Origin of the sequence: Campylobacter gastrosuis (assembly GCF_030249845.1) — a bacterium.
GTDB lineage: Bacteria > Campylobacterota > Campylobacteria > Campylobacterales > Campylobacteraceae > Campylobacter_A > Campylobacter_A gastrosuis.
In genome coordinates, this window is the sequence record NZ_JANURM010000002.1 from 94,660 (window position 1) to 106,951 (window position 12,292).

The following is a 12,292-nucleotide window of genomic DNA, read 5'->3' on the forward strand; positions in this document are numbered from 1 at the left end:
ATAGCTAAAAAAATGTAAAAATTTCATAAACGTTTTTACTTAAACGCTTTCGCCCATTAGCAGTCTTAGGACTAGGTTTGCTTGGTGGTTTGCACACACAGCAACCCTAGGCGCCATAAGTCCTTGACCTATTTTTGCTTCGTTTGAAAAATCTCCACAAAGGTATAAATTTTTTGCAAATTTTATCGTTTTTATGAGATTTGAACTATAAAATCCAGCCATACCAGAGGCACAAATCACGCTTTTATCAGCCAAACTAGCCCCAGCTTCGCCTAAAATCATCTTTTTGCTAGGCACGTTATCAAAGGCCTCGCAAATGATAGAACAAGGCGCGAAAATTTCAGCTATATTTTTAGCGTCTAAATATATCTCGTGAGTGATGACTTCTACAAAGGGATTTATATCTGCAATCAGCGATTTTAACGCCTCTGTCTTTTGCATACCGATGTGGCGGACGTAGTATTGTTGGCGGTTTAGGTTGCTTGGCTCAACGATATCAAAATCAACCAAAACCAACCTAGCCACGCCCACACGAGCAAGGCTAATGGCGATATTTGAGCCAAGTCCGCCAAGCCCAGCCACGCCGACACAGGCGTTTTTTAGGGCATTGTTTAGCTCTGGTGTGTTTCTAGCTTCTATCATCGGCTTTAAAATTTCAAGGTTAGGCATTACACCACGCCTAATTAGCGTGATTTTGTCGTTTTCGTTTAACGCAAAATTCTCCTTAATTGCAAAGCCATTTAAGATAAAAATATCGGCGTTAATTAGCTCGTTTTTATCCAAAAATTCATAAAAGTGCGAATTTTTATCTAAAAATTCACGCCTTAACTCATCGGTACTTGTTGCGTTGGTGCTAAAATTTACGCCGTTAATCGTGATATTCATCTGTAATTTTTCACAAATTCAGCAATTCTAGCAATGCCCTTTTTTAGGCTCTCTTTATCGGTTGCAAAGCTTATTCTAAAATAGCCGTCCATACCAAATCCAACGCCCGGCACACAGGCGACATTTGCCTCTTCAAGCAATCTTGTGCAAAATTTCATTGAATCTGGCTCAACCGCCTTGCAATTTACAAACAGATAAAACGCTCCATCTGGCGTAGGCACACTAAGCCCCTTAATCTTATTGATTAGCTGGACTGCCAAATCTCGCCTTGATTTATACTCATTTTTCATAAACTCAATATCAGCGTCGCTTTGCCCTAAAAGCGAAGCGATAGCACCACATTGAACTAGCGAGGCGATGTTGCTCGTGCTTTGGCTTTGTAGCTTTTTAACAGCAGAATTTAGCTCATCAATCGCACTTGCCATATAGCCAAAACGCCAGCCGGGCATAGCGCCACACTTGCTTAGTCCATTAATCGTAATAGTCCTTTTAAACATATCATCGCTCACGCTAGCCACAGCGACAAATTCGCCGTTGTATGTTAGTTTCTCGTAAATTTCATCGCTAACGACTAAAATTTCAGTGCCTTTTAAAACTTTGCCAAAGGCTAAAAGCTCATCTTTTGTGTAAATCGCACCGCTTGGGTTATTTGGGTGGTTTAGGCATAAAATTTTTGTTTTTGGCGTGATTTTAGCCCTTAACTGCTCGGCTGAAATTTTAAATCCAGTCGTGTCATCAGCCTCAATAAAAACTGGCACACCACCGCTAAATTTTACCATTTCAGGGTAGCTTACCCAGTATGGACTTGGGATGATAACCTCGTCGCCGTCGTTTAAAACCGCTTGAAAGATATTAAAAAGCGAGTGCTTTGCACCGACATTTGTGATGATTTGACTTGGTTTGTAATCAAGATTATTATCTCGTTTAAGTTTTGTTGCGATTGCCTTTAAAACCTCTGGGTCGCCCGGTATTGGCGTGTATTTGCCACAGCCCTTATCAAGTGCCTTTTTTACGGCATCTTTTATCACCTCTGGGGTGTCAAAATCAGGCTCGCCAGCCGAAAAGCTAATGACATCTCTGCCTTGCTGTTTCATCTCTTTTGCCTTCGTGCTTATGGCGATTGTTAGGGACTCACTTAGAGCTTGCATTCTTTTTGATAAAATCATAGGCTATCCTTTTAAAATTTTTAAGTATTTTATAATAATAAAAAGCAAAGCAAACAAAATTTTTACTTTTACGCCTTGCTTTTTAAAATTTGTTTCAATTTGTAACTAATTTATCGTTTTTAAATAGCTATTGTCATTTAAAAACAGATAAAGCTCACCTAAAATTTGCTTTTTTTGCGTCTCATTTATGAGTTTTGACTTCTCTAAACGCTCATTTAAGCTATCTTGTATCTCATAAATATCATAATCCATATCCTCCATAATATCAAGGATAGACTGGCTTTCAAGTAGGTGCTTAATCTCATAACCGCTCTCGGTAATCTCAATTGTTGCTTCGGTTGGATGAGTAAAGAGATTATGCTTCATACCAAGCACCTCTTGATAAGCACCGACTAAGAAAAAGCCCAAAAAATACTCCTCTTTTTCAACATCAACATCGTGTAAAAATAGCTGATTAGCATCTTCTGTGTAGCTTATCTCGCCGTCGCTATCGCAGGTAATATCCCAGATGCAAGCTGGCAGAGTAGGGCGGATATCAAGGCGGTCAAGTGGCATAATCGGGAAATTTTGCTTTAATCCCCAAAAATCTGGCAGGGATTGAAACATTGAAAAATTTACCAAATATCGTTCTTTTATCTCTTCTTGAATTTTTACTAAATCTGCTGTGCTATTTTTACTCCCAAGCATTACAACTGCTTTTTTGCTAATTAACTGCACCAAAACTTCGGCATTTGAGCGGTCTTGCAAATCAACATAGCCAAGGTCAAAAAGCGTCAAAACGCTCTCCATATGATGAATGCTATCGTGCAGGTATTCAAGGGCGTTTGAGGGTTTTATTGAGTTATAAAGGTCGTAAAGTTCGGTTATTAGCGGTGGATTTGATTTTTTTAAATTTAGCTTTTCTTCGGTGTGGTCTTGACTAAAAAGCTCTAAAACTGGGGCGACTAAGAGTGCGTGAGATGCTGAAATAAAGCGTCCGCTCTCAATGAAAATATCTGGTTCTTGCTCCTTTTTTTGCCCTGCTATGCTTTTTAGTAGATAAACGACGTCGTTTGCATATTCGTTTAGGGTGTAGTTTCGGCTTGTTGTTTGCTTAAATTGCGAGTATTCAATGGCAAGTCCGCCACCTAAATTTATGGCTTTTAGGTTATTTGCGCCCATTTTTCTAAGCTCGGCGTAGATGTTACCAGCCTCGGTTAGGGCTTTTTTTAGCGGATGAATTTCGGTGATTTGTGAGCCGATATGAAAGTGTATCATCGTAAAATGATCCAGCAAATTCGCCTTTTTAAGCATATTTATGGCTTCAATGAGCTCGGTTGAAGTTAGTCCGAATTTTGAGTAAATTCCGCCACTTTTTGCCCAAATGCCAGAGCCAGTTGAGTGAAGGCGGATTCTAAGACCGATATTTGGCTTTGGGGCAAATCGCTCTTTTGCAGTGGCGATTATCGCTTCAAGCTCGTTTAAGCCTTCAATCGTTAGCGTGATATTATGCCCCATTTCAGCGGCGATAAAGCCGATATTTATTAGCTCTTTATCCTTAAAGCCATTAACTGTTATTGGGGCGCCGTCGTTGTTGTAAGCCATTGTTAGCAGTAGCTCGGCCTTTGAGCCAGCTTCAAGTCCGTAATTATAGGGTTTGCCAAGTGCTACTAAATTTTTAACAAAGCCCGGATATTGATTTACTTTTAGCGGATAGACGGCACTAAAATTGCCCTTGTAATCAAACTCTTTTTTTGCCTTTGAAAAGCTTGAATAAATCTGCTCAATCTGCTTTTTAATCAAGTGTGGGAAGCGTAAAAGTAGCGGTCCTCGGTAGCCTTCGTTTCGTATATCTTTGACAATGTCAAGGATAGCTGGCTTGCTCTTTTTGTTTATGCAAACCTTGCCGTTTTCAATGATGAAGTTATTATCTCCCCAAATGTTTAAGCCATAGTCGTTCATTTTTGTCCTTTTAAAATTTGTTTTTGTTTTTTTAAAATAAACCTTTATGGTTTTTGATTTTTGAATTAGCTAGTTTTACATACTCATCATTTATCTCATAGCCAACAAAATTTCTTTTTAAATCTATTGCAGCCAAAGCAGTAGTTCCACTGCCAATAAATGGGTCTAAAACAATATCGTTTTCAAAACTATAAAATTCAATCAATCTTCTTGGTAGCTCAATAGGAAATGGAGCAGGGTGTCCGACTTTTTTTGCGCTAACTGCACCAAAACGCCAAATTGACTTACTCCACTCCATAAAATTTTCTTTGTTAATACTATCTAACTTATCTCTCTTTTCTCTTTTAAAATCGCCTTTTGAAAATACCAAAATATATTCGTGTGTATCTCTTAAAACTGGATTTGACGCGCTTTTAAAACTCCCCCAAGCAAGACTTACTCCACTACTAGCACTTTTATCCCAAATAATTTCTCCACGCATTAAAAATCCAAGCTCAATCATTATCTGATTTACATACATAGTTAGTGGGATATATGGTTTTCTGCCTATATTTGCAATATTTATACAAACTCTACCGCCATTTACAAGCACTCTTTTTGTCTCTTTAAAAACAGATTTTAGTAATTTTAAATACTCATCTAGTGTTAAATTCTCGTCATAATCCTTGCTTACATTGTATGGTGGAGATGTTAGCATTAAATGAACACTATTATCTGGCAATTCGCTCATATTCTCACTGCTTTTGCAGAATATTTTATTTAAATTTTTCTCTAAAATAGGATTTTCTTTACCGCCTTTTTTGATATCAAAATATAAATTTTCATATAATTTTGAGTTATAAAATTTTGAAGAATCGTGTCCTATTCTAGCACTAACACCAAATGATGAAGTTGCAGAATTTTTCATTGTTCGCCTTTAATAAGTTGTAAAAAATTTTCTGCTATTTCTAGCTCATTTTGGTATTTTGCAGATTTTTTTATGATTTCTGCAAGCTTTTTCTTTTCTAACATAGCTGAAAAATAGTATCGCTCACTATTTAAAATTTCAGATATTATTATTTCTAGGTCATCTAAATTTCTTGGTGTTTGAAAATATTTTAATGGCGATTTGTCTAAATTTAATTGTGGATTTAAAGATAAAATTTTTTGCAAAACTCCATACTGCCCTAAATGGTCTATTTTTGAAAGATAATTGCTACTAATATTTGTATTGCCTAGTATAATTATTGGTATTTTTCTAGCATTTTCTGAGCTGACTCTAATATTAATCGCCTTGCCAATCGCTTTTAAAACACTATCACTTCTCATTAGTGAGGGCATAGCTTTATGCGTTTTATAATCACCTAAAAAGACCACTTTTTCATCTATAAATTCGTAATTATTTACTATGCTCATTTTTATCTCAAAGATTAGTTTTATATTTTTAGCGGTTTGTTCTGTTTGATTTGTTGTGCAAAAAGCCAAATCAGCCCTTGAACTTTTAATCAGACCAAGCTCATTACAAACCACACCATTTACAGCATATAGACCAAATTTTTTAGCTATTGGTTCTAAAATTTTTTGACACCAAGTCTCAGTATATGAGCCTATGAGTGAATTTCTTGATTGTAAAGTTGGTATATTTTTTTTACACTCTTTTGGTATGTAGGCTAAAAATTTATTATCAATTTCGTAAAAAATATCTTGTTTTGTGGCAAAATTTGCCATTATAGCATTTTGAAAAAAATTAATTTCGTCTTTTATATCCCACATTTTATAAGCTTTCTATTTTAAAAATCTCATCAATTTTTATCGTTTTTTCATCTTTATTTTCTAAATTTTTATACCAAATTTCGCCATTTTTGCGTTCGTTTTCGCCAATGCAAAGAAAAATTTTTGTGTTGATTTTATCGGCATCTTGCAGGTGTTTGGCTAGTTTTTTGGCTTTGTAGCTTATTTGTGTCTTAAAATTTTTACGTAATTTAATGCCTAAATCAAAGACAAAATCCACATTTTGCTCATCCAACGCACAAAGATAGACCCCGTCACGTGCGTTTTTGCTCTCTCTTTCACCCAAAATCTCCATAATTCGCTCAATACCCATAGCAAAACCCACGCCAAAACTCGCCTTGCCACCAAGATACTCAACAAGCCTGTCGTAGCGACCTCCACCAGCGACAGCACTTTGAGAGCCGATCTCATCACTAACAAACTCAAAAGCGGTCTTACAATAATAATCAAGCCCACGCACAAGCCTTGCGTCTATCTCGTAGCTCACGCCGTTTTTGGCTAAAATTTCTTGTAATTTTGCAAAATCAGCCGCTGCCTCGTCGCCTAAATTTTCAATCATCAGCGGTGCATTTTTGTAAATTTCTTGACAGCTTTCGTTTTTACAATCAAGCACACGAATTGGATTTAACGCCTTTCTACGTTTGCAATCATCGCAAATAAACGCTTCGTTTTGCTCTAAAAATTTCACCAGCTTTTGTCTATAAAGCCCCATACTATCGGCGTCGCCTAGCGAATTTATTTTTAGCGTAGTTTTTATTTGCAATCTATTTAAAATTTCAGCTATCATTAAAATAACGCTAGCGTCCTCACGGACATCGCTCTCACCAAAACACTCCACGCCAAACTGATGAAACTCACGCAAACGCCCTTTTTGTGGGCGTTCGTAGCGAAACATTGAGCCGTGATAAAAATATCTATAAACTCCACCAGCCCTGTCTAGCTTACTCTCAATAAAGGCACGAACGACCCCAGCAGTGCCTTCTGGGCGAAGACAGACGTCATTTTCGCCCTTGTCAATAAATTGATACATTTCTTTGCCGACTATATCGCTACTTTCGCCCACGCTTCGTTTAAAAAGTGTTGTTTGTTCTAGGTGTGGAGTTTTTATTAAAGTGTAGCCATAATTTTTTGCCACAGCTTCACAAACGCCGATTATTTGCTCGTAAAGTCCGCTTTTTTGGGGCATTATATCTTTCATACCGCGAAGTGCCGTTATCATTTTTAGTCCTTTATGAATTTTTCTATCTCTTTTGTTATTTGATTTTTGTTTAAACTAGCGTCAATTATTAACGTATTTAAATTTAAAAGCTCACAAGCCTCTCTCATCGCATCTTGAACGCCTAAAAGATACTCAACGCCCCTTTTTTCAATGCTATCAAATCCGCCACGCCCATTTAAACGGCTTAAAATAAGCTCCTTTGTGGCATAAAAAAGCACGACCTTATCTGGCAGAAGTCCATTTAGGGCAAATTTGTTTAAAAAAACAAGCTCATTTATGTCAAAATCGCCGTTTTTTAGAGCGTAAGCAATGCCTGAAATAAGCCCACGATCTGAGATTACAAAGCTATTTTTGCTTAAAATTTTATCCATTGTTTCGGCTCTGTCGGCTAAAAAAAGCAAAATTTCAGCTCGTTTGCTAAGGCTAAATTTACCGCCGAGCAAAATTTCTCGTAAAATCTCGCCAAATGCCGTCCCGCCGGGCTCTTTTGTGATAAAAGCATCTTTAAAAATTTGCGAAACGCACTCAATTTGCGTGCTTTTACCCACGCCGTCAATGCCCTCAAATAGAATATACATTTTCACTCTTTAAAAATGGCAAAATTTCGTTTGGCACGAGCTTTGAAACGTCGCCGTTGTGGCTTAAAACCGAGCGAACGATAGAGCTTGAAATGAAGGCATTTTCAAGACTTGGCATAAGATAAATCGTCTCAAAATCGCTCCAAAGTGTGGCGTTTGCGTAGCCGATTTGTAGCTCGTATTCAAAGTCGCTCACGGCACGAAGCCCACGAATCGTGGTCGTAATGCCCTGCGATTTTGCAAAATCAACAAGCAGTCCAAAAAATGGTGTAACCTCTAAATTTTGAATATTTTTTGTAGCGATTTTTACCATTTCAATGCGTCTATTTAGCTCAAACATCGGCTTTTTGTTGTCGTTTTTAGCCACCGCAACAATGACTTTATCAAAGAGTTTTGACGCCCTTTTAATAACATCAACGTGCCCATTTGTAATCGGATCAAAAGTGCCCGGATATATACAAGCTTTCAAAATTTTGCCTTAAATTTAAATTTAAAGCTGACATTTTACAATTTTTTTGCTTATAGTTAAATTTTTGATTTTATGTATAAAAATATGTAAAATAATTCATAAAATAATACGAAAAATTTTATGAATTACTCCCATTTTTTGTAAATTTTATGCTCAATTTCAAGTAAATCAAGCCACTTACCAACTATAAAATCACTCATTTGCTCAACGCTTTTTGCCTTTGAGTAAAAGCCAAAAACTGGCGGTGCTATCGCCACTCCAAGCAAGGCTAAATCGCTCATTTGACGAAGTGAAATAGCAGAAAAAGGCATCTCTCTAACGCCTAAAATCAGCCGTTTTTGCTCTTTTAGAGCAACAGCTGCTGCTCTTGTGATTAGCGTGTCTGAAATGCCGTTTGAAATTTTTGCCAAAGTGTTAATGGAGCAGGGCGAAATTATGCTTTTATCAATCCCAAAGGAGCCAGATGAGATTGAAGCACCTAAATTTTTATCATCAAAAAATGTGATATTTTGATAATTTATATCATCAGTTTTTATAAAATTTTTGATATTATTTATCGGTTTTTTATCACTTTTAAAACCTTTAAAAGTTGAGCCATTTTGCAAACAAAATTTTATAAAATCATCGGCTTTTATGCCGTTTTCAAGCTCTAATGCTAATTTTGCGCCACTGCTAATTACGGCAAAAACCTCCGCTTTTTGGCTTAAAATTCCTAAAAGTTTAAAGCCCAAAACCACACCACTAGCACCACTAATACCGATAAATATTCTCATCTTATAATCACCTGATTTTTTGAAACGACACTCGCCTTTAAGCTCTTTTTGTCGTGAGTTTTTACCATTATGTCATCGCCTAAATTTGCATTTTCAAGTGCGATGACCTCAATTATCACGCTTAAACCACTCTCGTTTAAGATTGCATTTAGTTTATCGCCCTTTTTTATGAGTGAAATTTCAAGAAAATAGTTTTTTAAAAGCACATCGCCTGAGCTGATTTTTGACTTTGCCATAAGTTTTGAGCTGATATTTTTTAGCGAATTTTTGTTAAATTTATCAAAATCAATGTAACTTTTTTGATAATCAGTCGCTTTTAAAACCGAGCCGATTTCTATCTCGTTTAGGGCGATTAAAACTGGCATATCAGCTGTGAAATTGTAGCGAAAATATAAATTTTTAATGTTTATATTATCGGCTTTAAAACTAACTCTAAATGTGCCGTGAGAGCCTAAACTTGGGGTTAAAAATAGATTTATGATTTTGTAATCTTTAAAATTTTCTGGTAGTTTTGCCTGTGAGATTATGTTTAGTTTTTTAACGCTAATGCCCTCAAATTCATCGCTGATTGCCATTAAAAATTTAGCCTGAATTTCATCAAAAATTGAGCAGTTTTTCACAAAAGCCACGCTGCCACCGCTTTTGTCTTTAAATGCCTTAAAATTTGAGCTTAAAATTTCAAAAAGCTCTTTTGAGTTGATTTTTGCCGCTCTTTGTGTTTCTAAGTTTAAAATTTCATTATCTTCGCCACTAAAACCAAAGGTTTTAAGCGAGATAACATTACTATTTAAACAATACATTGGGTAAATGCTGACATCTTTTGCAAATAAAAAAAGTGGGAGAAGTAAGAAAAAAATGGAGCGGGAAACGAGATTCGAACTCGCGACCCTAACCTTGGCAAGGTTATGCTCTACCCCTGAGCTATTCCCGCAATCAAAAAGAAGTCGGCATTTTAGCAAAATAAACTTCATTTGTCAAGATAGCCTTAAAATAAAAATTTCGCTACCTTCTAAAATCTCGCTCTCATCGGACTTTGAAAGATAAATTGCGTTTGAATTTACAAGTGGTGTTATCATACCTGAGCCGTATTTATTGTCGTTTAAAACGTTAAAAACGCCATTTTTAAACTCGCCAAGCACGACATTTATACGACCGCTTTTTAATTTTAGGCTGTTTTTTAGCGTGGCTTTTGTTAGTTCGTGTTTAGTTTTTGTTAAAAATGGCACGATTAGCAAAAATGCCATTAAAAAGGCTGCCATTGGGTTACCAGCTAGGACAAATGCGATTTTGTTGCCGTTTTTAAACGCCTTGCTTGGAGCACCCGGACGGATATTTACGTGGCTAAAAATTTCAGTAAAACCAAGCGAGAGCAGGGCGTCTTTCATATAGTCAGCATCGCCCTTGCTAGCGCCACCAGAGCAGATTATGACGTCAAAATTCATAGCGCTTTTAAGTGCGTTTTTTGTCGCTTCAAAACTATCTTTTATCGTGCCAAGATAGGAGCTTTTAAAGCCGTTTTGCAAAAGTAGGGCAGATATGCCGTGCGCGTTTGCGTTGTAAATTTCATCATCATCAGCCCTTTGCCACGGCTCACGAAGCTCATTGCCACTTGAAAAAATGGCGATTTTTGGCAGGGTTTTTACAAAAACCTCGTTTATGCCCTGAGAGGCAAGTAGCATTAGGTGAGCTGGTGTTAATTTTGTGCCGTTTTTTATTAAAATTTCGCCACTTTTTACCTCTTCACCCCTTAGTCTATGTGCCTCACCTTTTTTGAGCGACTTAGCATAAATTAAGCCATCCTTTTCATAGCTATCTTCAAGGCGTAAAATCGTATCGGCACCGCTTGGGAATTTCGCCCCAGTCATTATCCTAATGCACTCGTTGTCTTTTATCTCTAAATTTCGCTTATCTCCGGCTAAAATTGTGTCTTTTAGCACATATCCGCTCTGTTTATACTCAAATTTTAAGGCGTAGCCATCAAGTGCTGAGTTATCAAAGCAAGGTAGGTCTTTTGTGCTAAAAATATCATCTATTAGCTCTCTATTAAGTGCGTTTTTTACATTTACAAACTCGCCTGTAAAGTCCAAATTTATGGCGTTTAATGCTTCGTTAGCTTCGCTTAAACTAGCCATCATTTCGCCTTAAAACATCAGCACCAAGTGCCTTAAATTTCTCCTCTAAATTCTCATAACCCCTATCAAGATGATAAATTCTATGCACTTTGCTTGTGCCACTAGCAACAAGTGCGGCTAAAACCAGTGCCGAACTCGCCCTTAAATCGGTCGCCATAACATCAGCTGAATTTAGCGGTTTGCCACCATAAACGCTTGCGATATGCCCATTTAAGCGTATATCAGCACCCATACGTGCTAGCTCGCTAACGTGCATAAAGCGGTTTTCAAATAGTCTTTCATCAATCACGCTAACGCCGTCTGCAACGAGCGAAAGTGCCATAAATTGTGCTTGCATATCGGTAGGAAAGCCCGGATATTCAGTTGTTACAATCTCGCAAGGCTTTATCGTTTTAGCTGGTAAAAGTGTGATTTTTTCATCTGAAATTTCAAAGCCAAAGCCCATTTGTTCAAGCTTTAAAAGCACAGCACTAAGGTGCTGGGCATTTGCATTTTTGATGCTAATTTTTGAATTTGTAATCGCGCCCGCACAAAGATACGTCCCAGCCTCAATCCTATCGCTAATAACGCTAAAATCGCTCACATTTAAAAGCTCTCTGTCTGTGCCTTCTATGATTAGCTCATCTGTGCCAATGCCTGAAATTTTCACCCCAGCAGCAGCTAAAACTTCGCAAACCTGCACAACCTCTGGCTCTTTTGCTACATTTATTAAATGCGTTTGCCCCTTTGCAAGAGCGGCTGCCATTACAATATTTTCGCTACCAGTAACAGTGATTTTATCAAATACGATTTTTGCGCCTTTTAGCCCATTTTTTGCGGTTGCGACAACATAGCCTTGTTTGATTGAGATGTTAGCACCCATCTTTTCAAGTGCCGATAAATGCAGGTCAATCGGACGCTGACCGATAGCACAACCGCCCGGCAAACTTACCTCACAATGCCCAAAACGAGAAAGAAGCGGCCCAAGCACTAAAATTGAAGCACGCATTTTTCGCACGATGTCGTAGTTTGCCATTGTTGAATGCACCTTGCTCGTGTCAATTTTAAGCTCATTTTTGCCTAAAAATTCGCAAGTTGAGCCTAAATTTTCAAGCAATTTTGATAGAGTTTTAATATCAGCCACATCTGGTATATTTTTTAAATTCACGCTGTTTTTTGAGAGCAGGGTAAGTGCAATCAACGGCAACGCCGCATTTTTAGCACCGCTAATGCTAACCTCGCCACTTAATTTTTTACCGCCATTTATCTGTAAATATTGCATTTTTTGCCTTATTTTGTTAAAAATTTAGCTTAAATTATAATTATTTTTTGCTTAGAAAACAAAATTTTGCTAAAATGTGGATTTTAAAAATGGAGAAA

At 37.2% G+C, this 12,292-nt stretch carries 12 protein-coding genes and 1 tRNA gene; all 13 read right to left on the reverse strand.

The features are described from left to right. Positions 1 to 39: 39 nt before the first annotated feature. On the reverse strand, positions 40 to 885 hold the full coding sequence (gene thiF, locus NYG85_RS02445) for a sulfur carrier protein ThiS adenylyltransferase ThiF (protein ID WP_284936893.1): 846 nt from the start codon (positions 883 to 885) through the stop codon (positions 40 to 42). Further along, complete coding sequence (locus NYG85_RS02450; RefSeq protein WP_284936894.1) at positions 882 to 2,051, reverse strand: pyridoxal phosphate-dependent aminotransferase; 1,170 nt, start codon at positions 2,049 to 2,051, stop codon at positions 882 to 884. The genes thiF and NYG85_RS02450 overlap by 4 nt, the downstream gene beginning before the upstream one ends. 105 nt (positions 2,052 to 2,156) lie before the next feature. Further along, positions 2,157 to 4,040, reverse strand: coding sequence for a biosynthetic arginine decarboxylase (gene speA, locus NYG85_RS02455; protein WP_284937136.1), 1,884 nt, complete (start codon positions 4,038 to 4,040; stop codon positions 2,157 to 2,159). After that, positions 4,024 to 4,899, reverse strand: a complete 876-nt coding sequence (locus NYG85_RS02460; protein ID WP_284936895.1) for a DNA-methyltransferase — start codon at positions 4,897 to 4,899, stop codon at positions 4,024 to 4,026. The genes speA and NYG85_RS02460 overlap by 17 nt, the downstream gene beginning before the upstream one ends. Next, positions 4,896 to 5,744, reverse strand: coding sequence for a hypothetical protein (locus tag NYG85_RS02465; RefSeq protein ID WP_284936896.1), 849 nt, complete (start codon positions 5,742 to 5,744; stop codon positions 4,896 to 4,898). The genes NYG85_RS02460 and NYG85_RS02465 overlap by 4 nt, the downstream gene beginning before the upstream one ends. A 1-nt stretch (position 5,745) precedes the next feature. After that, a complete protein-coding gene (hisS, locus tag NYG85_RS02470) occupies positions 5,746 to 6,981 on the reverse strand; it encodes a histidine--tRNA ligase (protein ID WP_284936897.1) in 1,236 nt (411 codons plus the stop codon). Positions 6,982 to 6,983: 2 nt separating this feature from the next. After that, positions 6,984 to 7,559 carry a dTMP kinase gene (gene tmk, locus NYG85_RS02475; RefSeq protein WP_284936898.1) on the reverse strand — a complete coding sequence of 192 codons (576 nt, stop codon included), beginning with the start codon at positions 7,557 to 7,559 and terminating at the stop codon, positions 6,984 to 6,986. Then, positions 7,543 to 8,031 (reverse strand): pantetheine-phosphate adenylyltransferase, encoded by a 489-nt coding sequence (coaD, locus tag NYG85_RS02480; RefSeq protein WP_284937137.1) that lies wholly within the window; start codon positions 8,029 to 8,031, stop codon positions 7,543 to 7,545. The genes tmk and coaD overlap by 17 nt, the downstream gene beginning before the upstream one ends. 122 nt (positions 8,032 to 8,153) lie before the next feature. Continuing rightward, positions 8,154 to 8,801, reverse strand: a complete 648-nt coding sequence (locus tag NYG85_RS02485; RefSeq protein WP_284936899.1) for a UbiX family flavin prenyltransferase — start codon at positions 8,799 to 8,801, stop codon at positions 8,154 to 8,156. After that, positions 8,798 to 9,601: a flagellar basal body P-ring formation chaperone FlgA gene (flgA, locus tag NYG85_RS02490; protein ID WP_284936900.1), complete on the reverse strand. Its 804-nt coding sequence runs from the start codon at positions 9,599 to 9,601 to the stop codon at positions 8,798 to 8,800. Before flgA ends, NYG85_RS02485 begins: the two co-directional genes overlap by 4 nt. A gap of 56 nt (positions 9,602 to 9,657) precedes the next feature. Further along, positions 9,658 to 9,732 (reverse strand) — tRNA-Gly (locus NYG85_RS02495). A 43-nt stretch (positions 9,733 to 9,775) separates the two neighbouring features. Continuing rightward, on the reverse strand, positions 9,776 to 10,933 hold the full coding sequence (locus tag NYG85_RS02500; protein WP_284936901.1) for a molybdopterin molybdotransferase MoeA: 1,158 nt from the start codon (positions 10,931 to 10,933) through the stop codon (positions 9,776 to 9,778). Further along, complete coding sequence (gene murA, locus NYG85_RS02505; protein ID WP_284936902.1) at positions 10,926 to 12,194, reverse strand: UDP-N-acetylglucosamine 1-carboxyvinyltransferase; 1,269 nt, start codon at positions 12,192 to 12,194, stop codon at positions 10,926 to 10,928. The genes NYG85_RS02500 and murA overlap by 8 nt, the downstream gene beginning before the upstream one ends. Between the last annotated feature and the right edge of the window lie 98 nt (positions 12,195 to 12,292).

Excerpts from the sequence above, each read along its gene's own strand:
- tmk (WP_284936898.1), bottom strand. The coding sequence starts at position 7,559 with ATGTATATTCTATTTGAGGGCATTGACGGCGTGGGTAAAAGCACGCAA.
- flgA (WP_284936900.1), bottom strand. The coding sequence starts at position 9,601 with ATGTATTGTTTAAATAGTAATGTTATCTCGCTTAAAACCTTTGGTTTT.
- murA (WP_284936902.1), bottom strand. The coding sequence starts at position 12,194 with ATGCAATATTTACAGATAAATGGCGGTAAAAAATTAAGTGGCGAGGTT.
- NYG85_RS02460 (WP_284936895.1), bottom strand. The coding sequence starts at position 4,899 with ATGAAAAATTCTGCAACTTCATCATTTGGTGTTAGTGCTAGAATAGGA.
- NYG85_RS02450 (WP_284936894.1), bottom strand. The coding sequence starts at position 2,051 with ATGATTTTATCAAAAAGAATGCAAGCTCTAAGTGAGTCCCTAACAATC.
- NYG85_RS02485 (WP_284936899.1), bottom strand. The coding sequence starts at position 8,801 with ATGAGAATATTTATCGGTATTAGTGGTGCTAGTGGTGTGGTTTTGGGC.
- NYG85_RS02500 (WP_284936901.1), bottom strand. The coding sequence starts at position 10,933 with ATGGCTAGTTTAAGCGAAGCTAACGAAGCATTAAACGCCATAAATTTG.
- NYG85_RS02465 (WP_284936896.1), bottom strand. The coding sequence starts at position 5,744 with ATGTGGGATATAAAAGACGAAATTAATTTTTTTCAAAATGCTATAATG.
- hisS (WP_284936897.1), bottom strand. The coding sequence starts at position 6,981 with ATGATAACGGCACTTCGCGGTATGAAAGATATAATGCCCCAAAAAAGC.
- thiF (WP_284936893.1), bottom strand. The coding sequence starts at position 885 with ATGAATATCACGATTAACGGCGTAAATTTTAGCACCAACGCAACAAGT.